General features: G+C 63.1%; 24 protein-coding genes and 1 tRNA gene. 13 read left to right on the forward strand and 12 right to left on the reverse strand.

Annotation, left to right across the window (positions count from 1 at the left end; translation table 11 throughout):
• Positions 1 to 2 precede the first annotated feature (2 nt).
• Positions 3 to 395: a VOC family protein gene (locus AB4Y77_RS03530; protein WP_442012964.1), complete on the reverse strand. Its 393-nt coding sequence runs from the start codon at positions 393 to 395 to the stop codon at positions 3 to 5.
• Between the two features lie 130 nt (positions 396 to 525).
• On the opposite strand from AB4Y77_RS03530, the gene AB4Y77_RS03535 reads away from it, so the two are divergent.
• The 3 genes from AB4Y77_RS03535 to AB4Y77_RS03545 all read left to right on the forward strand — a co-directional run bounded on the left by AB4Y77_RS03535 (position 526) and on the right by AB4Y77_RS03545 (position 3,381).
• Positions 526 to 1,497: a DNA-3-methyladenine glycosylase family protein gene (locus AB4Y77_RS03535; RefSeq protein WP_442012965.1), complete on the forward strand. Its 972-nt coding sequence runs from the start codon at positions 526 to 528 to the stop codon at positions 1,495 to 1,497.
• Between the two features lie 103 nt (positions 1,498 to 1,600).
• Entirely contained in the window at positions 1,601 to 2,569 is a 969-nt protein-coding gene (locus AB4Y77_RS03540) for an ATP-binding cassette domain-containing protein (RefSeq protein WP_442012966.1), read from the forward strand.
• Entirely contained in the window at positions 2,569 to 3,381 is an 813-nt protein-coding gene (locus AB4Y77_RS03545; RefSeq protein WP_311214621.1) for an ABC transporter permease, read from the forward strand. The genes AB4Y77_RS03540 and AB4Y77_RS03545 overlap by 1 nt, the downstream gene beginning before the upstream one ends.
• Positions 3,382 to 3,416: 35 nt before the next feature.
• Here the strand turns inward: AB4Y77_RS03545 and AB4Y77_RS03550 are convergent, their stop codons facing one another.
• Positions 3,417 to 5,093, reverse strand: a complete 1,677-nt coding sequence (locus tag AB4Y77_RS03550; protein WP_442012967.1) for an AMP-binding protein — start codon at positions 5,091 to 5,093, stop codon at positions 3,417 to 3,419.
• A gap of 83 nt (positions 5,094 to 5,176) precedes the next feature.
• Between AB4Y77_RS03550 and AB4Y77_RS03555 the strand changes: the two genes are divergently transcribed.
• Positions 5,177 to 5,455: a putative quinol monooxygenase gene (locus AB4Y77_RS03555; protein WP_062073318.1), complete on the forward strand. Its 279-nt coding sequence runs from the start codon at positions 5,177 to 5,179 to the stop codon at positions 5,453 to 5,455.
• Positions 5,456 to 5,561: 106 nt separating this feature from the next.
• On the opposite strand, the gene AB4Y77_RS03560 is transcribed toward AB4Y77_RS03555, so the two are convergent.
• Positions 5,562 to 5,939: a thioredoxin family protein gene (locus AB4Y77_RS03560; RefSeq protein ID WP_442012968.1), complete on the reverse strand. Its 378-nt coding sequence runs from the start codon at positions 5,937 to 5,939 to the stop codon at positions 5,562 to 5,564.
• Positions 5,940 to 6,029: 90 nt separating this feature from the next.
• Positions 6,030 to 7,910: a GDSL-type esterase/lipase family protein gene (locus tag AB4Y77_RS03565; RefSeq protein ID WP_442012969.1), complete on the reverse strand. Its 1,881-nt coding sequence runs from the start codon at positions 7,908 to 7,910 to the stop codon at positions 6,030 to 6,032.
• Between the two features lie 124 nt (positions 7,911 to 8,034).
• On the opposite strand from AB4Y77_RS03565, the gene AB4Y77_RS03570 reads away from it, so the two are divergent.
• From AB4Y77_RS03570 to AB4Y77_RS03580, 3 genes are read left to right on the forward strand one after another with little or no spacing between them, the layout of a single operon-like run.
• Positions 8,035 to 8,712: a TetR family transcriptional regulator gene (locus AB4Y77_RS03570; protein ID WP_442012970.1), complete on the forward strand. Its 678-nt coding sequence runs from the start codon at positions 8,035 to 8,037 to the stop codon at positions 8,710 to 8,712.
• A complete protein-coding gene (locus AB4Y77_RS03575; RefSeq protein WP_442012971.1) occupies positions 8,709 to 9,755 on the forward strand; it encodes an ABC transporter ATP-binding protein in 1,047 nt (348 codons plus the stop codon). Before AB4Y77_RS03570 ends, AB4Y77_RS03575 begins: the two co-directional genes overlap by 4 nt.
• Positions 9,748 to 10,548: an ABC transporter permease subunit gene (locus AB4Y77_RS03580; protein WP_442012972.1), complete on the forward strand. Its 801-nt coding sequence runs from the start codon at positions 9,748 to 9,750 to the stop codon at positions 10,546 to 10,548. Before AB4Y77_RS03575 ends, AB4Y77_RS03580 begins: the two co-directional genes overlap by 8 nt.
• On the opposite strand, the gene AB4Y77_RS03585 is transcribed toward AB4Y77_RS03580, so the two are convergent.
• Entirely contained in the window at positions 10,545 to 11,090 is a 546-nt protein-coding gene (locus AB4Y77_RS03585; protein ID WP_442012973.1) for an acyl-CoA thioesterase, read from the reverse strand. The genes AB4Y77_RS03580 and AB4Y77_RS03585 overlap by 4 nt on opposite strands.
• Before the next feature lie 178 nt (positions 11,091 to 11,268).
• On the opposite strand from AB4Y77_RS03585, the gene AB4Y77_RS03590 reads away from it, so the two are divergent.
• Both AB4Y77_RS03590 and AB4Y77_RS03595 read left to right on the forward strand, forming a co-directional pair.
• On the forward strand, positions 11,269 to 11,490 hold the full coding sequence (locus AB4Y77_RS03590; protein WP_089595880.1) for a hypothetical protein: 222 nt from the start codon (positions 11,269 to 11,271) through the stop codon (positions 11,488 to 11,490).
• A gap of 86 nt (positions 11,491 to 11,576) precedes the next feature.
• Positions 11,577 to 12,368, forward strand: coding sequence for a potassium channel family protein (locus AB4Y77_RS03595; RefSeq protein ID WP_442012974.1), 792 nt, complete (start codon positions 11,577 to 11,579; stop codon positions 12,366 to 12,368).
• A 485-nt stretch (positions 12,369 to 12,853) separates the two neighbouring features.
• On the opposite strand, the gene AB4Y77_RS03600 is transcribed toward AB4Y77_RS03595, so the two are convergent.
• The 5 genes from AB4Y77_RS03600 to AB4Y77_RS03620 form a co-directional block, all read right to left on the reverse strand.
• Entirely contained in the window at positions 12,854 to 13,237 is a 384-nt protein-coding gene (locus AB4Y77_RS03600; RefSeq protein WP_442012975.1) for a hypothetical protein, read from the reverse strand.
• Entirely contained in the window at positions 13,201 to 13,608 is a 408-nt protein-coding gene (locus tag AB4Y77_RS03605; protein ID WP_442012976.1) for a hypothetical protein, read from the reverse strand. Before AB4Y77_RS03605 ends, AB4Y77_RS03600 begins: the two co-directional genes overlap by 37 nt.
• Complete coding sequence (locus AB4Y77_RS03610) at positions 13,605 to 14,309, reverse strand: hypothetical protein (RefSeq protein WP_442012977.1); 705 nt, start codon at positions 14,307 to 14,309, stop codon at positions 13,605 to 13,607. The genes AB4Y77_RS03605 and AB4Y77_RS03610 overlap by 4 nt, the downstream gene beginning before the upstream one ends.
• Positions 14,309 to 14,557: a hypothetical protein gene (locus AB4Y77_RS03615; RefSeq protein ID WP_442012978.1), complete on the reverse strand. Its 249-nt coding sequence runs from the start codon at positions 14,555 to 14,557 to the stop codon at positions 14,309 to 14,311. The genes AB4Y77_RS03610 and AB4Y77_RS03615 overlap by 1 nt, the downstream gene beginning before the upstream one ends.
• 220 nt (positions 14,558 to 14,777) lie before the next feature.
• Entirely contained in the window at positions 14,778 to 15,065 is a 288-nt protein-coding gene (locus AB4Y77_RS03620) for a hypothetical protein (protein WP_442012979.1), read from the reverse strand.
• Positions 15,066 to 15,474: 409 nt separating this feature from the next.
• Between AB4Y77_RS03620 and AB4Y77_RS03625 the strand changes: the two genes are divergently transcribed.
• Together AB4Y77_RS03625 and AB4Y77_RS03630 are read left to right on the forward strand one after the other, a co-directional pair.
• A complete protein-coding gene (locus AB4Y77_RS03625) occupies positions 15,475 to 16,119 on the forward strand; it encodes a hypothetical protein (protein ID WP_442012980.1) in 645 nt (214 codons plus the stop codon).
• Between the two features lie 25 nt (positions 16,120 to 16,144).
• On the forward strand, positions 16,145 to 17,359 hold the full coding sequence (locus AB4Y77_RS03630; RefSeq protein ID WP_442012981.1) for a tyrosine-type recombinase/integrase: 1,215 nt from the start codon (positions 16,145 to 16,147) through the stop codon (positions 17,357 to 17,359).
• Positions 17,360 to 17,455: 96 nt separating this feature from the next.
• On the opposite strand, the gene AB4Y77_RS03635 is transcribed toward AB4Y77_RS03630, so the two are convergent.
• Both AB4Y77_RS03635 and AB4Y77_RS03640 read right to left on the reverse strand, forming a co-directional pair.
• Positions 17,456 to 17,537 (reverse strand) — tRNA-Tyr (locus AB4Y77_RS03635).
• Between the two features lie 128 nt (positions 17,538 to 17,665).
• Positions 17,666 to 17,932: a hypothetical protein gene (locus AB4Y77_RS03640; RefSeq protein WP_442012982.1), complete on the reverse strand. Its 267-nt coding sequence runs from the start codon at positions 17,930 to 17,932 to the stop codon at positions 17,666 to 17,668.
• Positions 17,933 to 18,113: 181 nt separating this feature from the next.
• On the opposite strand from AB4Y77_RS03640, the gene AB4Y77_RS03645 reads away from it, so the two are divergent.
• Both AB4Y77_RS03645 and efeU read left to right on the forward strand, forming a co-directional pair.
• Complete coding sequence (locus AB4Y77_RS03645) at positions 18,114 to 18,605, forward strand: YajQ family cyclic di-GMP-binding protein (RefSeq protein ID WP_311214629.1); 492 nt, start codon at positions 18,114 to 18,116, stop codon at positions 18,603 to 18,605.
• A 193-nt stretch (positions 18,606 to 18,798) separates the two neighbouring features.
• Positions 18,799 to 19,650: an iron uptake transporter permease EfeU gene (efeU, locus tag AB4Y77_RS03650; RefSeq protein ID WP_311214630.1), complete on the forward strand. Its 852-nt coding sequence runs from the start codon at positions 18,799 to 18,801 to the stop codon at positions 19,648 to 19,650.
• Positions 19,651 to 19,693: the final 43 nt, after the last annotated feature.

Raw genomic sequence — 19,693 nt, forward strand, 5'->3', positions numbered from 1 at the left:
GGCTACGTGCCGGCGGAGGTGTCGGTCTGCCACACACCCAGGACGTTGCCCTCAGTGTCCTTGAAATAGGCATACCAGCCCATGGTGGGGACGGCGTCCTTGGCCTGGACCACGCTGCCACCAGCGGACTCCACCTGCGCGAGGGCAGCATCGATGTCCTCCACATCCAGAGTGAGGATGGGTGTCTTCAGCGCGTCCGTCCGCGGGAACAGGGCCCCGTTGATGGCTCCGGGCTCCTTCGGCGTGCCGGTCTGTTCGTCGGAGGGTGCCGTGATGGCAATGGTGTAGTCCATCCCTTGCATGGGGCTGAGGTTCCAGCCGAAGGCGCTTTCGTAGAAGGTGTTGGCACGGTCTTTGTCGTCCGTAGGAATCTCGAAATGCACTATTGCGGCCACGATTCGCGCTCCTTGTTCCTGGGATGTGGCGCGGCCCACCCACGCCACATCAGGGAGTCTAGACCCGGGCGGCCGCTGCCGTAAGGGGTTCGGCCAGCAGATTGTCAGCCGGACGTGGGACCATGAAAACATGACCATCGCAGACGCCCCGCCCGTTGTTGCGGCCGCGGCAGACGCAGCCGTCAGGTGGCATCCGGGCGGTTCCTTCCGCTTGGACCAGACCATGTTTCCGCTGATGCGCGGCAACGCCGATCCGTCGTTCGCCAGCCACACCAACGGTTTCTGGATGGCCTTCACCGCAGCTTCGGGTCCGGTCACGGTGAGGCTTTCCGCAGGCGGTTTGGGCGCTGATTCGTTTGTGGACGCCCAGGCTTGGGGGCCCGGGGCCCAGGACGGAATCGCTGGAGTGCCGCGCTTGCTGGGCGCCCATGACGATTGGTCGGCCTTCGACGAGCCCGCTTTCCATGCCACGCTCCCGCGGCGTGTCACAGAAGCACGACGCCGGAACCTGGCCCTGCGGCTGCCCTCCACCGGGCGCGTGGTTGACTCCCTGGTGCCCACCATTTTGGAGCAAAAGGTCACCACCTTGGAGGCACGTCGAGGGTACCGGTACTTGATGTACCGCTACGGAACACCCGCCCCGGGCAGGGCCCCAACGGGGCTGTTGGTTCCTCCTACCGCCAGGGAATGGCTGGCCATCCCGTCGTGGGAGTGGCACAAAGCCGGGGTTGGACCACAGCGCTCGGCGACGGTGATGCGGGCGCTGCAGTCCGCCGTCGCGCTTGAACGGCTGGCCGGCTTGGACTCAGCGCAGGCGAGCGCCAGGATGCAAACCATCCCGGGGATCGGGATCTGGACGGCGTCCGAGGTGGTCCAACGGACGCACGGCTGCCCGGACTCGATTTCCGTGGGCGACTACCACTTGGCCTCGTACGTGGGCTACGCCCTGACGGGGCAGAAAACGGATGACGCCGGCATGCTGAAACTGCTGGAACCGTGGCGCGGGCAGAGGCAGCGGCTGGTCAGGATGCTCTATGCGAGCGGCTTCCGCAAACCCACTTTCGGGCCACGGATGACCGTTCAGGATCATCGCCGGCACTGACTTTTCATTGCGGACGGGAGCTGTCCGCAGAGTCGTGGACTGGCCGAAGGCGCGGGTATAGCGTGACGTCTACGAGCCATCACCAGCCCTCCTTGGAGCCACCGTGATCCACACCAAAAAACTCAACAAGACTTTCACCGTGAAGAAGGAAACCGTAGAGGCCGTCAAGGGCGTGGACATTGACGTCGGGCCGGGAGAACTGGTCGCCTTCCTTGGTCCCAACGGGGCCGGCAAATCCACCACCTTGCGCATGCTCACCACCCTGCTGAAGCCCACCTCCGGGTCGGCCACCGTTGCGGGCGTCGACGTCGCCAAGGACCCTGCCGGCGTTCGGGCGCGGATCGGCTACATCGGCCAGGGCAACGGCGGCGGCCACAGCTACCGCGTGATCGACGAACTCATCATGCAGGGCCGCTTCTACGGAATGAACACCACCGATGCCAAGGCACGCGCCGAAACCCTCATGGCATCCCTGGACCTGGCCGACCTCGCCAAACGCACCGTCATCAAGCTCTCGGGCGGCCAACGCCGCCGCATGGACGTTGCCTTGGGATTGATGCACTCCCCCGGGTTGCTGTTCCTCGATGAGCCGTCCACCGGAATGGACCCACAAAACCGCGCCAATCTGTGGGAGCACATCATGCGGATGCGCGAGGAACACGGGACCACCATCGTGCTCACCACGCATTACATGGACGAAGCCGATTCGATGTCGGAGCGCGTGATCGTGATCGACCACGGCACCATCATCGCGGACGATACCGCTTCCCGGCTCAAGGCGAACCTGGCCGGAGACCTGATGGCCGTGGAAGTTGCGGCCGGTTCCGCGTCTGAAGTCCGCGGCCTGTTGGGCCGGGCCGCCGCCGAGGGCGACATCCAGGAAAATGCGTACGACGGCGTGGTCCGCTTCCGTCTTCGGCTGGCTCACGGTTCCCGGCTGGCGCCCGGGTTGTTGAAGGACATGCACGACGCCGGTGCTCCCGCCCAGTCGCTGGAATTGAAACCACCAACGCTGGACGACGTTTTCCTGGAACTCACTGGCCGCAGCCTGCGGGAAGGAGCTGAAGTCTGATGATTGAACAAGCCGTGGCGCCTGGAGTCGCCGTGCAAAAACGAGGTGCCGGAAGCATCGTGACGGACACCTGGTTCGTGTTCTGGCGTGAGATGCTGTTGCCCCTGCGGGATCCGTTCTCGCTGATTTTCTCCCTCATCCAACCGCTGGTTTTCCTGGGTCTCTTCGGTCCGCTCCTGGGTGCGGCCGTAGGTGCCCCGGCCTTCGGCGGCCAGTCCACCCTCCAGTGGTTCCTGCCGGGCGTGGTGGTGATGATCGCCCTGTTCGGTACCTCCATGACCGGGTCCAACCTGCAGTATGAGCTGATGACCGGCTCCTATGAACGGATCCTGGCCACCCCACTGTCCCGGTCCTCGCTCATGATCGGCCGGGCCCTGAAGGAGTGGGCTCCCTTGGTGGTGCAGGGCCTGCTCATCTCCGTGGTGTGCATTCCGTTTGGCTTCGTGTTCCACCCCCTGCATGTGCTGCTGGGGTTGGTGATCCTGGGCATTTTCGGCATCGGACTCGGCGCGTTGTCCTACGCCTTGGCCTTGGTTTCGCAAAACAAGGAATGGATCTTCTGGGGCGTCCAGCAAACCCTGCTGTTCCCGCTCATGATCCTGTCCGGGATCATGCTCCCCATCGAGGCGGGCCCCGGGTGGATGAAGGTGGCCAGCCTGTTCAACCCCTTGACCTACCTCGTCAACGCCGAACGCGAACTCTTCTCCGGGACCATTGGCATGGACACGTTCTGGGGACTCGTGGCCGCTGTGGTGACTGCCGGCGTCGGACTTGCCGTCGGAATCCGGACCATCAGCCGGAACACCAACTAGGTCCGCTGCCCGCTTAGGGGCGCCGGCGTCAGCGCCTACAGGTGCAGGCGGGACACCGCTTCCTGCCGCATGTCCACCTTCCGTACTTTGCCGGAAACCGTCATGGGGAAGCTGTCGCGTACATCCACGTAGCGGGGAATCTTGTAGTGCGCCAGCTTCCCACGGCAGTACTCGGCCAAGTCCCCGGCGGTCAGGGCCGCAGCACCGGGTTTGAGGATGATGCAAGCCATGAGTTCCTCACCGTACTTGTCATCCGGAACGCCGATCACCTGCACGTCCTGGATGGAGGGATGAAGATACAGGAATTCCTCGATTTCACGCGGGTAGATGTTCTCGCCGCCACGGATCACCATGTCCTTGATCCGGCCTTCGATCACCAGGTATCCGTCCTCTTCCATGCGGGCGAGGTCGCCGGTGTGCATCCATCCCTCGGCGTCCATCGCTCCGGCAGTCTTGTCCGGCTGCCCCCAATAGCCGCTCATCACCGCATAGCCCCGGGTGCACAGCTCGCCGATCACGCCCCGCTCCACCACCTCTGCCGAACCGGCATCCACAATGCGGCTTTCCAGGTGCGGCATGGTCCGCCCCACCGTGCTGGTCCGGTGTTCAAGGGTGTCCCCAGCGCGGGTCATGGTGGACACGGGCGAGGTCTCAGTCATGCCATAGCAAATGGCGACGTCCACCATGTGCATCTCCTCGATGACCCTGCGCATCACTTCCACGGGACACACCGAGCCAGCCATCACGCCGGTTCGCAGAGTCGAGAGGTCGTAGGAGCCAAAGTCCTCCAAGGCCAGTTCCGCAATAAACATGGTGGGCACCCCATACAAGGACGTCCCACCGAAATCCTGCACCGCTTCCAACGCCGCAGACGGACTGAATCCGCGACTGGGGATGATGGCGGCCGCACCGAAACTGAGCGCGTTCAGGTTCCCGATCACCATGCCGAAGCAGTGGTAGAACGGTACCGGAATCACCACGCGGTCGCGTTCGGTGTAGTTCAGGAGCCGGCCGATTGAGTGTCCGTTGTTGAGGATGTTGTGGTGCGTCAGTGTCGCGCCTTTGGGAAAGCCCGTGGTGCCCGAGGTGTACTGCAGGTTGATGGCGTCGTGCGGGTCCAGTTCGGCCATCCGGTCCTGAACCGCGGAAGGCCCGACGCCGTCAGCCCGGGTCAGGAGCTCGGCGTAGGTGAGTTCGTGGCTGGCTTCCGGTTCGCCCACGATCAGCCCGAGAGCAGGGTCTCCCGGGAGGAAGACGATCTCCCGGAGTTCCGGACAACTTCCTGCCGCATTCCGGGCCATACCCACGTAGTCGCTGTTCTTGTCCGAAGGCGCAGCCACCAGCATCCGCATGCCGTTCTGCTGCACCACGAACTCCAGCTCGTGGCTCCTGTAGGCAGGGTTTACGTTGACCAGGACCGCGCCGACCTTGGCTGTTGCGTACTGCAGGATGGTCCACTCGGCGCAATTGGGGCTCCAGATACCGATCCGTTCGCCCTTGGCCACACCGATAGCGAGCAGTGCGCGGGCGAGGCGATTGACGTCGTCGTTCAGTTTTTCGTAGCTCCAGCGGCGGGCGTCACCGCCGGGCGTCGCGGCCGCTTCAATCAGGGCGTCCCGCAAGGGGAATTGCGCCGCGATGCGCTCAAAATTAGCGCCGATGGTCTCTTCGAGCAGCGGGACGTCAGTGTCTCCGGCAGTGTAGGACAACATGACGGAACGCTACCAAGGGACGGGGCGCAACAGAACCGTAACCACCTCCAGCGGGGCCGTGTCCTGCCGGTAGGGTTGGATCCATGAGTGCACCCATTGACCTGCAGGCCACGTTCATCCCCAACGACGGCGAATTCTTCCGCGTGAAGCTCGCCTTGGAAATCGCCATCGACGAGGTCGTGAACGAGCCCGGCTGCATCCGCTATGAACTGACCGAGGCCACCGAGGAAAAGCTCGTCCTCACGGAGCGCTGGGAATCTGAGGAACTCCTCGAGAAGCACTCCAAGGGCATCGCCGTCCAGGACCTGAACGAGTCCCTCAGCGCCCTGCTGGCTGAGCCCGTCAAGCTCGAACGACTCTGATCGCCGCAAATCTGCGGGAACGCCTTAAAGCCCCGAGGTCGCCGGAAATTTCCGGCGACCTCGGTGCGTTTCCGGCGGTTTCAATGTTTCACACCGCCGCTCGTTCTTAGTTTTCCTTGGCCTCGGCACGTGCTTTGGCGACGTGCGCGTGGACCTCTTCCATGTCCAGGCCCTTTACGGCTTCAATGACCTGCTCAAGCTGCTGGCCGTTGAGTGCTCCGGGCTGCGAGAAGACCAGGACCTTTTCGCGGAAAGCCATGAGCGTGGGGATGGACGTGATCCCGGCTTCGGCGGCCAGTTGCTGCTCTGCCTCGGTGTCTACCTTCGCGAAAACGACGTCGGCGTGCTTGTCCGAAGCTGCCCCGTACGTGGGGGCAAACTGGCGGCACGGGCCGCACCAGGCGGCCCAGAAATCTACCAGGACAATGTCGTTGTCCTCGATGGTCGATGCGAACTGTTCTCCAGTGATGTCAACTGTAGCCATGGTTCCACGGTACGCGACCCTGCCCGCTAAGTCCCGCGGAGTAGGGCCCTGTTCGCTTCCCGCGTTACCGGGAATAAAGCACGGTTTCCCCTACTTGCCCAACACGAGCTTCAGTGCGGACGCATAGAGCGGCGCCACTTTGTTGTGGCCGGTCTGGTTCATGTGGGTGTCGTCGAGGTAGTTGCCGGCGGCTCCCGCAATGGTCGCCGTGCCGGCCATTGAAATCCGCGGCCAACCGCGAAGTGCGGCTTCACGGGTCACGAGTCCATCCACCCACCGGCGTTGGACGTGGTTGGAGTCGTACCGGGACAGGACGCCATTGATCAGGATGGTGCTGCGGGGGTACTTGCGCCGAAGTTCGTCCCACAGCCGGTTGGCCTGGGACAGGATGGCTGCATCCGTGGCGCCGATCCTGGCGTCGTTGCCGCCCAGGGTTACCACCACCAGCCCGGGGTTGCCCTGCGGCAGGAGGATCCGGTCCTGCGCCAGCGCATCAGTTGCGGAGCCACCCCCGACGGCGGGACTCCCGGAAACGTAGCCGAGCCCACCAATGCTCCGGACTACTTGGCGCGGGTACCCGGCCCCGCGGGCACCTTGCTCGCCCCAGGAATCCAGGTCCAGTTGGGAGTCACCCAGGAAAACCACGGTGGAAGCGTCAACGGCCTCGGCCGAGTAGAGCTCCTCCGTAGCGTCGTTCCAGATGGTTTCCAGCTTCTGGAAGGACACGTGGGTTCCCCTGGTGTCCGTCCAGGTATCGCGAACCGGCCAGCCGAACTCGCCAGGGTTGGCGGACCACACTTTGTAGGTGGGGTGTCCAACGATCCGTGTACCGGTGGACGGCCCCCACACCAGCCAGCCGTTGACGAACTGCTGCACGAGTCCGCCGGCACGCGGAAGCTTGTCCGTGAGCGGGAGCCCCAACTGCCCGGCCGCTCCGCCCAGCGAGTTGTAGCGGTTGTGGACATCGCCGTGGGTGGTGGAATGCGCCCCCGTCGCCGCGGACCAGTAGACCGTGCCGCCCTGGAAGAGTTGGTAGACAAACCCGTTTTGCCGGACTTCCTCACCCACCGGATATCCGAGGGCACCGTTTTGGCCTCCCGTGGAGGACCAGTAGCTCCGGATGGCACCGGTCAAAGCCCGCGCACCGGTGGCCGGTGACCAGGTAATGGTTCCGCGCTGGTACTGCTGGGATGAGCCGCCATTCTTCAGGCCCAGGGCCTCATCCGTGGCAGGGTACCCCAGTTCGCCTTCTTCCATACCTTCTTTCCGCCAACGTTCACGGATGGCGCCCATGGACGGATGCGCCCCGGTGGCAGGCGACCACACCACAAAGCCTCGTTCAAAAGCCTGCCAGGCGCCGCCGTCGCGCAGTCCCGTACTTTCCCCGGTCACCGGGTACCCAAGGTAGCCGGCTTCGAAGCCGGCACGGCCCCAAGCCAGATGGATGGACCCGCTGGTCCGCTGCGCTCCCGTTCCCGGCGAGTACGTGATGGCTCCGCGTTCGTACGTCTGCTTGGACCCTCCGTTGCGGAGCCCGGTGGTGGTATCGGTTTTTGGATAGCCGTGAAAACCGGAAGGACCGCCCGCGGCCCACCATGATGTGCGGACCGGTCCGTTGACCACCACGCGCGCTCCTGTGCGTGCGGACCAGGCAATGTCGCCGCCGGCAAACCGCTGCACGCAACCGCTGGTGCTCCCGCTGCCGGAACATTCCTCGGCACTGGTGGGGCGGAGCAGCACGCTTCGTGCCCACGCACTGGTGTTGTAGAGGTTGCCGATCGCACCGGTGACGGGCGGCGTCGAGGTCTGCGACTGGACGGACAGCGGGACTGAAGCTTGCGCGGGAAGTGCCGCGCCCAGCGCGCCAGGAACCAACAGCGCTAACGCTGCCGTGCCCAGAAACCAACGCCGCACCGGCCCCAGTGCCGTCTTGTTAAAGCCCACTTCGCCAACCCCCACCTGCTGCCCCATCAAAAACTCTGAGGCAAGTATCCGCGACGCCGGCACTCTCAACACCGGCGACCCAGCCAATGGTGTCACATCGTTATGTCCCAGCTACTTGATAGACATTGAACAGGTGTTTAGTGTTTGAAACATGCGTTCAAGCGCAGAGGATCTCACCACCCGGGCCCGCATCCGCGACGCTGCCATCGGACTGTTCGGCCGCGATGGATTCACCCGCGCCACGGTCCGGGCAGTCGCCACGCTGGCCGGAGTCAGCCCGGGCCTGGTCATCCACCATTTCGGCAGCAAAGAAGGCCTTCGCACCGCCTGCGACCAGCACGTCCTCGCCCAAACCGCCAGCCAGGGCCTCGAAAAGACCAACCCAGGATCAACACGCCAGCTGATCCAGGACTATCTGAACGACCCGGAGCAATACGCCCAGGAGATCGCCTACATCCGCCAATCACTGGGTGACGAATCCGACGCCGGCGATGCCTTCTTTGATGCTGTCGTGCGGCAAACGGAGGACATCATCAGCGCCGGCATCGCGGCAGGCACCATCCGGAAGTTCGACGACGTCCGATCCACCGCCGTCGTGATTGCCTCCAACAGCCTTTCCATCCTCATGCTGGGCCGGCATCTCTCAAGGACGCTGGGCGCAGTCACTCCGGAACCCCACGGAATCGGACCCGAGGTGCTGCGACAACTCACACTTCCGGCACTGGAGATCTATACCCACGGCTTCTATACGGACTCGCGGTTCCTTGATGCAGCCCGCGACGCTTTGCAGCAAGACACCATCAACCACGGAAGGGAGCATGCCCCGTGACCCAGGCAATCGTCGTCGAGGGGTTGCGCAAGAAGTTCGGTCACCGCGAGGTCCTGCACGGACTGGATTTTGCGGTGGAAGCCGGAACGGTATTCGGCGTCATCGGGCCCAACGGTGCCGGCAAGACCACCACGATGCGCTGCCTGCTGGACATCATCCGGCCCAGTGCGGGTTCCATCTCGGTGCTCGGACAAAATCCCCGCAGCGCGGGCACTTCCCTCCGCCGCAGGATCGGATACCTCCCCGGCGAGCTGCACCTGGAGAACCGCACCACCGGCCGCCGCACACTGGAGCACTTTGCCGCCATCAGCGGCCCAGTGGACCCTCACCACGTCAACGACCTCGCAGACCGCCTGAACCTGGACCTGGACCGCCAAACCCGGAAACTCTCGAAAGGCAACAAACAGAAGCTGGGGTTGCTGCAGGCCTTCATGCACCAACCCGAACTCCTGGTGCTGGACGAACCAACCAGCGGCCTTGACCCCTTGGTCCAACAAGTTTTTCATGCCATGGTCCGCGAGGCAGTGGCCGCAGGTGCCACGGTGTTCCTCAGCTCCCACGTCCTCAGTGAAGTCCAACAAGCAGCCGACGCCGTCGCCATCCTCCGCGACGGCGAAATCGTGACGGTGTCCACGGTGGAGGCCCTGAGGATGGCGGCCGTCCGGCAGCTCCGTTTCAACAGCACCGGCACCGCAGCGAACGACGTCGGGGCGCTGCTGGCCCGGGTGCCTGGCGTCGCCAACGTCGCGGTGCGGGAGCTCCCTGCCGACGGCCACGCCGCCGGGACAGTGGTGGCCACGGCGACGCTTTCCGGGCACGTCCAGTCCTTGGTCCAGGAGTTGGCGCGACTGAACCTGACGGACCTCGTCCTTGAAGAACCAGACCTCGAAGAGGCCGTGCTGACCTTGTACACCGGAGGCGCCGGCACCGAACCCGCTGCTGATACGGGCGCTGGCGGTTCGGCGGGCACTGCCGGTTCGGCGGGTTCCGCCGGCAACGCGGCCGCCTCTCCCCGTCGTACGGAAGGAGCGCACCGTGCCTAGGATCCTGCCCCTCTTCACCAAGGCCCTGACCGACTCCTGGCGCTCCACAGTGGCTTGGGCGCTGGGCCTGACGGCGGCGTGCATGCTGTACCTGCCGCTCTACCCCTCTATCGGCGGCAGCGCGCAGATGCAGGACCTGATCAACGCGCTTCCCGCCGAGATGACCAAAGCCCTGAATTACGATCAGATCGCGTCCGGCCCCGGCTACACCCAAGCCACCATGTTCGGCCTGATTGGTTTTCTGCTGATGTCCATGGCCTCCATCGGCTGGGGCGCCGCGTCTGTCGGAGGAGACGAAGAATCGGGGTTGCTCGAACTGACACTCGCCCATAGCGTCACCCGCGTGCAGGTGGTGCTGGAACGCGCCCTCGCCATCCTGGTTCGGATCGCGTTCCTTTCCGTCCTCGTCTTCCTGTTGGTGCTGGGACTGAACGGGCCTGCGCAACTGGGTATCGACGTCGGACATCTCGCCGGAGCAGTGCTGCTGTTCGCCGCTCTTGCCCTGCTCAGCGGAACTGCGGCCCTCTGCGCGGGAGCAATGACCGGCCGGAAGATGTACGCGGTTGCCGCGGGGGCCGCCGTCGCTGTCCTCGGGTATGTTTTCAACGCTGTGGGGAGGCAAAGTCCCGACGTTGAGTGGTTGCTGAATCTTTCGCCCTACCACTGGGCCTACGGCAACTCCCCGGTGGCCAATGGCGCCGACTGGGGAGCTGTCGCCGGACTCTTCGCTGTCTCGGCCGCCCTTATTGCACTCGGTGCCGTGGCCTTGCGGCACCGCGATGTGGGTGTCTAGCTCCAGACGTGCGGGGCGGGGCGACGTGCTCCGGGCAGTGCATTGTTCTCGCGCCACTCATGGATCCATTCGGGCAACTCAAGGCCTGCTGGAGGCGCGCCGAACTCCGCGATGATTTCCTCCTGGGTGACGGGTTTGCCCTTGGCCACCAGTCGGGTGGCAATGTGGGCGCGGGCGTAGATTTCGCCGTCCACCACCATCCGCTGCTCAAAGTAGATGGCCTTGGTATCCAGACCGATGATGCGGGTTTCAATGGTGTAGCGCTGCCATAGTTGCAGGGACTTGCGGAAAGCGATGGTTTCGCCGGCAGCCACTGGACTCCACCCTTTTTGGCGCATCTTGGCCCAAATGCCACTGCGGACCATGAGGTCGAAGCGGCCAAGGTCCATCAGCGAAAAGTACATGCCGTTGTTGACGTGCATGGCAATGTCAATGTCCGTCGGCAGGACTTTCAGGGGCAGGGAGGACTCATCCCAGACTCCCAGCGGCGAGCGCTTGGAGGAGGTGAAGAGCAGCATGAGGGTGCGAAGAAGCAGATGCATGCCCACAATGTTACCCGCCGGTAACTTCACGCGAAAGGCGGGGACCGCATGATGGACAGACCGGTAGTCCATGACGTGCTTTATGTCCAACGTTTGCACTAACGTTTACCGCCGGTTCATCAAAGCCATGCAGAATATCTGAAACTCGTCTGTTGAATGACCATACAAGGGGGACCCTTTGAGCACGCTGCAAACCACCAGGCCACAGGGCCAGGTCTGGCCCGAACTTTCACGCCACCAGAACGTCGTCCTCCAGGACGCCCGCGGCAACCGCATCGAGGGAACCATCGACGGCATGACCGAGGACCGGAGCACGCTGTGGATCCAACTCAAGGGCGGCCTCGGCAGGCAGCTGATCCACCACCTCGACGGATACTGGCTGGAGACTCCCGCCGCCTGAGCTTGTACGGCGCAGGCCTACCCCCCAAGAGGCCCGTCCTTTCGTCCCGTCCGGGCTGAGGCGCTTGCGGTGGCTAGTATTCCCCTATGACACAAGCGCGATACCGGGACCTGGTGGAATGGCCCCTCATGGCCACGGCACTGATTTTCCTCACTGCCTATGCATGGCAGGTCATCGGCCGCGTGAACGGCGCCGCTGCGGTGCCATTCGAGATTGTCCTCTGGATTACGTGGGGCATCTTTGCGCTGGACTACTTCGTCAACCTCTGGCTTGCCGAAGACAGGATGCGGTGGTTCCTCTGGAACCTGCACGAACTCCTGATCGTGGTACTCCCCTTTTTCCGGCCCCTGCGGCTGCTCCGCCTGGTCACTTTGCTGTCCGTTCTTCAGCGCACCGTGGGCGAAACCCTGCGCGGGCGGGTTGCCACCTACGTGGCAGGTGCAGCCGCGATGCTCATCCTCATCGGCGCACTGGCCGTACTGGATGTCGAACAGAATGACCCCGACGCCAAGATCCTCAATTTCGGTGACGCCGCCTGGTGGGCCGTCACCACCATCACCACCGTTGGCTACGGAGACCTGTATCCCGTGACCCCCATCGGCAGGATCGTGGCCGCGGCCCTCATGATGAGCGGCATCGCGGTGCTCGGTATTGTCACAGCATCCATCGCTTCCTGGCTGGTTCAACGGATTGAGGAGAATGCTGAGGGGGTGGCAGCGGCAGCCGAAGTGAAAGCCGCCGCAGCCGAGGAACCCGTTCGGGCAGAGATGGCTGACCTGGTAACCGAGATCGCGGCCCTGAGGATGGAGATCGCCGAGCTCCGGGAAGCCACGTCGGTCAGGCAGACCACGGAATTCGGGCGGGAGCGAGAGGTTTAGGCGGGGCGTCCCGCTGGATCCCGTACCGTCACCACCGACATTGCGAGCCCAGATGGCATGACACACCGGTGATTACGGCGCGTCTCCCTGCTTCCAGCGTCAAAGTGGGTGGTGGCGGCACGGCCGGACCCACGATCGGTCGAAGGACCGGCCGCACAACGGGTGCGCCGGCGAACAACGCCGGGATCTTTGGACTGGGAAGCCGCCGGCCAAGAGGTTCCCAGACAAGAGGTTGCTGGACACACAAAAAATCCCCGGAACCAGTGGTTCCGGGGATTTTCTTTGGGTGGCAGATGAGGGATTCGAACCCCCGTAGGCGTTGCCAGCTGATTTACAGTTGTCACCGCTGAGTTATCAGCACTTAGCAGGACTACACAGGAGCGGCTTGTTTTCAGGGGATCTCCCGGAAGGCAAGCCGCTCCTGTTCTCTCCTGTTTTCCCCAACAAACGGCTCTTCCCCCACAATCCCCCAACAAAAAGAGGCCTCACAGATGGCCCCTCCTCACCAACTCGTCAAAGAGTGCCAAAGCATCCGGATGCTTGTCCGCCTGCCATCGATGGCCAATCTGCTTGGGCAGCGTGGGGCTGAACATGGCCCGCAGTTCGCCCCGGAGCCTTTCCGTGATTTGCTCCGGATAGCTCATGGCCGCCTGAGCGAATGACACGGCCCGCAGGAGCTGGTGGGCGCTCGCTTCCTGCCCGCGCTCCCAGCGGATCCGCTCAAAGGTCACAAAGGCCTTTGCAGTGAGCTTGCCAAGCTCTCCGAAGTCCCGCAGCCGGAGCCTGCGCCCCGCCCTTCCCGCGAGCACGCCACCCCTAAACTCCAGTGCGCTCAGCCTCTCCTGACGAGTTCGTTTGATTGCTGCCATGACGCGGCCCTCCTCTCAAGCTCTTCTAGCCGTTCTTCGATGTCGTGCTCCCGAACCTTCAAGCCGATTTCCAGCAGCCGAGAAGCGGCACGGATGCGCGTTGGTATGGAGTCAGCGGCAAGCCCGTCCCTGAGGACCTGCACGGCCTCTTGCTGAGCCGCCATGAGGCTCTGCAGAGCATGGGCGCTGACTTCCCGCGTTTGCGCCCTGTAGGCCGCCATAAACGCGGCCTGCCCCATCCAACGCCTGAGAGTCCGCTCACTGACTCCCACCCGCGCAGCCGCCTCTCTGGTGCTGCTGGTGACGGCCAGAGCTTCAAGCCCTGCGAGCTGATTTCTCGTAAGGCGGTCATTCTGGCCTATTTCGGTCAAAGCCATCTCCTTAGCCCGCCCTGTCGGGCATGGGCGCGCTTTGCAGCCTCTTCACGAGAGGTGAAGCGCTCTTCCTCCTGGACTCCTGAACCGGTTACCGGTGTCTGGTCTGGCCGTAGAAGCTGAGTCACTGGCTTCAGCACGTCCGACCCTGCTGCCAGCTCCGCGAGATCCAAGATGGTTAGGTCTCTCCTCATTCGCTCAGCTGGTCCATTCGATGACCGCCGACCACTGACCAGCATTTCGGCCCTTCGGGCCTCCTTGAGCAAGGAACTCCAGTCCCTGAGCACGGCAAGGAGATCTTCGACTGGCTTGAGAGCTTCCTGCGCCGCAGCTGCAAGGCCGGGTAGGGAGCGGTTCCATTCGGATTCGATTTGAAGCCGATTAGCACCGAGCGCACGCCGTTCCATGCTTTCCGCCCCATCCTTTGCGACGAGCATCCTGTGCAGTAGCGCGCTTTCCTGTCGTATGTCTGGCGGCTCCGGCGCCATAGGTTCGGGCTGGTAGGCCTCCCGGGCCTTTCGCGCCTTCTCACTATGGGCTTTGGCAAGAACGCTGAAGGCCGCTTCCTTCTTGTCGATGCTCTCCCGGGCCTGCCTTTCGGCGTCGGCGATCCGTGCCCGTTCAGCCGCTACATCCCGAAGGATTTCGGCCCGCAGCTTTGCTGCCGTGGCAGGCGCTGGGCGCTCCTTGTCCGCCATTATTGGATCCCCATTCCGCGCCTGATGATCTCCTCCAGAGGGTCTGCGGGTTTGGTGGGCTTGCCCGTAGCTGGGAATCGATGCCCAGCGCTTTCGATAAGCCTCTCCCGGCGCATGTTCTGAGCTGGTGTTCCGTGCATCTGGACGTGCTTTAGGAGGCCGACGGCCGACCGTGGATCTTGCCCCTGAGCAAGGGCCTGCTCGAAGCCGGTAAGCAGCTCGTCAATCTTCTGTTCAGTCGTGCTCATGATGTTGCTTCCTTTCAAGTGCTCCGGACCTACCCGGAAGCGGTGAGCGCAGCTCGCGCGTTACGGTTCTTTCTTGTCCGAACCCTCCGGGATTCGGACGAGGATTTTCTGTTGTTCTCTGTTCCTTCTCTGTTCTTCTCTTTAGGCCCCGCTGAATCGTTGGGGCACTACCCCGCTGGACCGTTGGGGCACTACCCCGCTGGACCGTTGGGGCTGACCCCTACGTTTCGTTGGGCTTGTCCGGGTCCATGACAAGCGCGTAACGGGCATTGCTTCCCGTTCTTCCCCGGCCTTCGGGCCTGATGGCTCCCGCCCGTACCAGCTCCGCGACGGCCCTGCGAACGATCTCCTGCTGTGACTTCACGGCGCTACGGGTGGCTTGCTCAAACTCAGCCTCGGGCATACCGGGCGAGCGTTCCGGAAGGCATTTGCCGAGAGCTTCAGTGGCGAGTTTTCCCCAGCCTCCCCAGTACACGGGGCTTCCCTCGTCGCGTGCTTCCTTGGCCATGTAGACGAGCACTCGGAATGCCCGGTCTGACAGCTTCGGCCACTGTTCAAATGCGGCGTTCACGTTGCGGTAGCCCAAGCCATTAGCCGTTGGTTCCCGACACTGCTGGATCCAGACCGAGCACCCGCAACAGACCGGGCTTGGGGACTCGGATCACGCGACCCAGCCGGAATACAGGACAGGGGAAGGCATTGGCCTTCACCAGCCTGTAGCCCGTGGCCTTGCTGATGCCGAGCGCCTTGCACGCAGTATCTAGCTCTATTGACGGAGGAAGGTCTAATACCTCTTGGGTAGTCAGTGATGTGTTCACGCATCCATTGTTACCCTATGATTGTCAGAGAAGCCGTCCAATTTAGGTCCACTTATGCGGACCAATACCCTGACGGTTCAAATGGTCTGAAAGGCAGCAATGACAGAGTCATACGAAATTGGCGTCCCCGTTCGACAAGGTGGCAGGAGGGCCGGGACGTTCGCAGAGTGGCAAGCAGTATTCGAAGCGCTTGAATTGCCCCCGGACGGCGCTTTGCTCGTCGGCACGGAGGATGAGACGGCCCCTTGGGAGATCACCGTTAGGTGGCGCATCGAACCGGACACCGGAACGGCGACCCCGGCAGCCGTATCGGCCGAATGGCGACCCGTCGACGGCGCCCCCGTTTCGGCGGAAGGGTGGCGGACAGCAAACATTGGCGCCGCTATCCGGGAGACGCGGCACCGGCTTCAGTACATGCTTCACCGGATGGGCACTGACGCCGCCGACGCCTCCCCGTTCGAGGCAGCCGCAACGGCCCTGCAGGAGCCAAGGAAGGCAGGACGCCCCTCCCACTACGGCCCCGACCATTACGCGACCGTGGCCAGGATCTATAACGCGGCACTGAGAGGCGGGGAACGGAACCCCGTGCGGATCGTGGCTGAGCGCATGGCGGCGGAACTTGGGGACCCCGGCCTGACCGACGGAAGCGACAAGCGGGCAAAGTACTGGGTCCGGACGGCCCGGCAACAAGGACTCTTGGAAGGCACCCCGGAGCGCGGGCGCCCCAAGAACGTCAACGAGTAAGAAACCGGCGAAAGGAAGTAAAGAAATGGCTAGAGCAACTGGCGTCTACCAACGCTGCAAGGCCGATTGCCCGGCACGCTGCAAGCGTCACAAATGGGCATTCACCGTGGAGTTCCCGCCCGGGCAGGACGGCAAGCGGATCCGCGTTGCAGAGTCCGGCTTCCCTGATCAGGAGGCAGCCAAGGACGCCCGCGCCAAGGTGATCCGAGCACACAAGGAAGGCACCCTTGAGGCGGACCGCAGGAAAGACACCGTGGCCGATTACCTCCGCCAATGGCTCACCGCCAAAGAGTCGGCCAAGTCGATCCGCCCGGCCACGATCCGCTCATATCGCGGGCACTTGGACAACTACCTGATTCCCGAGCTGGGAAAACTCAGGCTGACGGAGCTGAAGGCGTCCCATATTGACGTGATGTTGGTGAAGATCCGCAAGGCGAATGCCGGGAAGCCGCTCAATCAGCAAGTGAGCGCGTCAACTGAGCGCCGGATCATGGCCACGCTCCGCTCAGCAGCCCGCGACGCTCTCCGGAAGGGTCTTATTCAGCGTGACCCCACGATCGGCGCTCACGTGGCCAAGGCTGCCGGTGAACGGCGGGACGTCTGGACTCCTGAACAGTTCACCGCGTTCCGGCAATGGATGGAAGGCCAGGAATCGGAAGGGCGCCCGGAGCGGCTCGCCCCGTTGATTCTGCTTGCTGTGGGGACCGGCCTCAGGCTCGGGGAGGTGTGCGGACTTCGCTGGTCAGATGTGGATCTCGAGTCCGGCGCTCTGGTGGTTCGGCAGCAAGCTCAGCTTCAGGCTAAGGAGGTTGTGTTTCAGCCGGTAAAGACCAAGGCGGGGCAGGATCGTTGGGTGCCCCTCGCCGGGTGGGTCCCGGACGTCCTGAAAGCCCGGAAGGCTCAGCAGGCCCGTGAACGGCTCGCTTCGGGGGAGGCTTGGCAGAACGGTCAGGATCTGGTGTTTACGGACGCGTTGGGTGCCCCGCTGGTTCCGGCCAATGTATCCAAGACTTTCGGGCGCATGGCAGAACGCGCGGGACTGCCCAAAGTGGTTTTCCACAGCCTCCGACACTTGGCCGCAACAATCATGCTTCAGAACGGCATCCCGCTCCCCGTCGTGTCCAGGTTCCTCGGTCACTCGACAATCACGGTCACCTCGGACCTGTACTTTGACGTGGTGAAGGACGAACGTCTGAAGGACGACGTGACCGCAGCCTACGCACGCGCGTTTGGTGCCTGATTCGGACACTTCCCCCACATTTTCCCCAACAAAAAGACCCGCCCGGACCTCCGAAGAGATCCGAACGGGTCTAAATTCCCCGGTATTCCGGGATTGTGGCAGATGAGGGATTCGAACCCCCGTAGGCGTTGCCAGCTGATTTACAGTCAGCCCCCTTTGGCCGCTCGGGTAATCTGCCGAACTTCAAAAGAAGATCACTTCCGGACACCGTTTCTTTTAGATCCGGTAACCGAAGGCAGAGACAACCTTACAGAACTTTCTGCGAAGAATCTAATCGAGGGAAAACGCCCGGGATTTCGCGGTAGGTCAGGCTTCCCCGAGGATCCGGCCGGCGAGTTTCGCTTCGAACTTCTCGGCCTGCTCGGCGGTGATCTGGTTGAGTTGCACAGCCCGCAGCAGGTCGGCGTGCACCCCGTCCATGCGTGCAGTGGCATCGGGTACCGGGCTCAGGACGATCGAAGCCGCAACAGCCGCCGCCGCAACAGCGCTGGCTGCGGCAACTGCAGCCGTGCCAAGGAAGCCCGCTGCTGCAGATGCGGATTTACTGATGGACTGGACGGCCTTGCTGCTCATGCTGATCCTCCACTATGCGTTCTTCCAACACGTACAACTCTCAACCGGCAGCCTCAGTTCCAACCTTGCATGTGCTGTGAGCGAACTGTGAATGCGCTCCGCAGCCCCAAGCAGCACCTTCCGTACTAGGCTGGATGCCAGACCAACCCGCCCTCACAGGGCCCCCAACCTAAGGAGAGTCATGGCAGGCGAATCCACATTCGACGTCGTCAGCAAGGTAGACAAGCAAGAGGTCGCCAACGCACTGAACCAGTCTCAGAAGGAAATCGCGCAGCGATACGACTTCAAGGGCGTTGGCGCGGAGATCGACTTCAGCGGCGAGAAGATCCTCATGAAGGCCAACTCCGAGGACCGCGTCCTTGCTGTCCTGGATGTTTTCCAGTCCAAGCTGATCAAGCGCGGCATCTCGCTCAAGTCCCTGGACCAGGGCGAGCCCTTCCCCTCCGGTAAGGAATTCCGACTGGAGTGCACCATCAAGGAAGGCATTGCCCAGGACATCGCCAAGAAGATCAACAAGATCATCCGCGATGAAGCCCCCAAGTCCGTCAAGTCCCAGATCCAGGGCGACGAACTCCGCGTGACCTCCAAGTCCCGTGACGACCTTCAGGAAACCATGAACATCCTGAAGAAGTTCGACGAGGCCGACCTGCAGTTCGTGAACTTCCGCAGCTAGTCCCAGCACCGTCCGAAAAGCCGGCGTGCAGCCCCACCCAGGGCCTGTACGCCGGCTTTTTGCTGCCCAAAGTACACCGACTGTCGTAATGAGCGCGCGCATTAGCACATGATTACTTTGCGTAATAGTCAAGTCACAGTATTCTTCATCCTTAGGTGAGCCTAAGTACGGCTCCCTTAGCGAAAGAAAATCCATGACCGCCAATTACCTGATCGGCCTGCGTGAAGGCCTTGAGGCATCACTGATCGTGGTGCTCCTGATGGCCTACCTCATCAAGACAGGCAGGCGGCACCTGATCTCCCGGGTGTGGATGGGCGTCGGCCTCGCCATTGCCATTTCGCTTGGCTTCGGCGCGCTGCTGACCTTTGGCCCACGCGGCCTCACGTTCGAGGCCCAGGAAGCGATCGGTGGCGGCTTGTCCATCGTGGCCGTCGCCTTGGTGACCTGGATGGTTTTCTGGATGGCCCGGACCGCTCGCAGCCTCGGCGGTGAACTCCGCTCGCAGGTAGACAAAGCGGCCGACGGCGCCGCCTGGGGCCTTGTGGTAGTTGCGGCACTGGCCGTGGGCCGGGAAGGCCTCGAAACAGCGTTGTTCATCTGGGCTGCAGCCCAGGCTACCGGCGAAACCACTTTGCCCCTGCTCGGCGCACTACTGGGCCTCATCACGGCAGCCGGCTTGGGATACCTCCTGCATCGGGGTGTCCTGAAAGTGAACCTCGGCCGCTTCTTCACCTGGACCGGCGTGGGCCTGATCATCATTGCCGGCGGCGTCCTGGCCTATGGAATCCACGATCTCCAGGAAGCCGGCATTCTGCCCGGATTGAACAACCTGGCCTTCGACGTCTCAGCCGCCATTCCGCCGTCGTCCTGGTACGGCACCCTGCTCAAGGGCACCCTGAACTTCTCCCCCGCCACCACTTGGTTGGAAGCGGCGGCCTGGGTGCTCTACGTCGTCCCGGTCCTGTTCCTCTATCTCAGGGCCAACCGTTCATCGCCGCCCAAGGCCGCCAACACGTCAGCCCCGGCTGTCGCAACGCAGGCCTGAAGCACCCGAGATTTCCGGGTCACTCCGGCAGCCCGCTTACCCT

This window comes from Paenarthrobacter sp. YAF11_1 (assembly GCF_052113445.1).
GTDB lineage: Bacteria > Actinomycetota > Actinomycetes > Actinomycetales > Micrococcaceae > Arthrobacter.

What these genes read in the sequence shown, in the direction of transcription:
- AB4Y77_RS03600 (WP_442012975.1), bottom strand. Translation starts at nt 13,237, where the DNA reads ATGGCAGCAATCAAACGAACTCGTCAGGAGAGGCTGAGCGCACTGGAG.
- AB4Y77_RS03645 (WP_311214629.1), top strand. Translation starts at nt 18,114, where the DNA reads ATGGCAGGCGAATCCACATTCGACGTCGTCAGCAAGGTAGACAAGCAA.
- AB4Y77_RS03550 (WP_442012967.1), bottom strand. Translation starts at nt 5,093, where the DNA reads ATGTTGTCCTACACTGCCGGAGACACTGACGTCCCGCTGCTCGAAGAG.
- AB4Y77_RS03640 (WP_442012982.1), bottom strand. Translation starts at nt 17,932, where the DNA reads ATGAGCAGCAAGGCCGTCCAGTCCATCAGTAAATCCGCATCTGCAGCA.
- AB4Y77_RS03535 (WP_442012965.1), top strand. Translation starts at nt 526, where the DNA reads ATGACCATCGCAGACGCCCCGCCCGTTGTTGCGGCCGCGGCAGACGCA.
- AB4Y77_RS03620 (WP_442012979.1), bottom strand. Translation starts at nt 15,065, where the DNA reads ATGGCCAAGGAAGCACGCGACGAGGGAAGCCCCGTGTACTGGGGAGGC.
- AB4Y77_RS03630 (WP_442012981.1), top strand. Translation starts at nt 16,145, where the DNA reads ATGGCTAGAGCAACTGGCGTCTACCAACGCTGCAAGGCCGATTGCCCG.
- AB4Y77_RS03565 (WP_442012969.1), bottom strand. Translation starts at nt 7,910, where the DNA reads ATGGGGCAGCAGGTGGGGGTTGGCGAAGTGGGCTTTAACAAGACGGCA.
- AB4Y77_RS03615 (WP_442012978.1), bottom strand. Translation starts at nt 14,557, where the DNA reads ATGAGCACGACTGAACAGAAGATTGACGAGCTGCTTACCGGCTTCGAG.
- AB4Y77_RS03585 (WP_442012973.1), bottom strand. Translation starts at nt 11,090, where the DNA reads ATGCATCTGCTTCTTCGCACCCTCATGCTGCTCTTCACCTCCTCCAAG.
- efeU (WP_311214630.1), top strand. Translation starts at nt 18,799, where the DNA reads ATGACCGCCAATTACCTGATCGGCCTGCGTGAAGGCCTTGAGGCATCA.
- AB4Y77_RS03595 (WP_442012974.1), top strand. Translation starts at nt 11,577, where the DNA reads ATGACACAAGCGCGATACCGGGACCTGGTGGAATGGCCCCTCATGGCC.
- AB4Y77_RS03545 (WP_311214621.1), top strand. Translation starts at nt 2,569, where the DNA reads ATGATTGAACAAGCCGTGGCGCCTGGAGTCGCCGTGCAAAAACGAGGT.
- AB4Y77_RS03610 (WP_442012977.1), bottom strand. Translation starts at nt 14,309, where the DNA reads ATGGCGGACAAGGAGCGCCCAGCGCCTGCCACGGCAGCAAAGCTGCGG.
- AB4Y77_RS03625 (WP_442012980.1), top strand. Translation starts at nt 15,475, where the DNA reads ATGACAGAGTCATACGAAATTGGCGTCCCCGTTCGACAAGGTGGCAGG.
- AB4Y77_RS03570 (WP_442012970.1), top strand. Translation starts at nt 8,035, where the DNA reads ATGCGTTCAAGCGCAGAGGATCTCACCACCCGGGCCCGCATCCGCGAC.
- AB4Y77_RS03560 (WP_442012968.1), bottom strand. Translation starts at nt 5,939, where the DNA reads ATGGCTACAGTTGACATCACTGGAGAACAGTTCGCATCGACCATCGAG.
- AB4Y77_RS03555 (WP_062073318.1), top strand. Translation starts at nt 5,177, where the DNA reads ATGAGTGCACCCATTGACCTGCAGGCCACGTTCATCCCCAACGACGGC.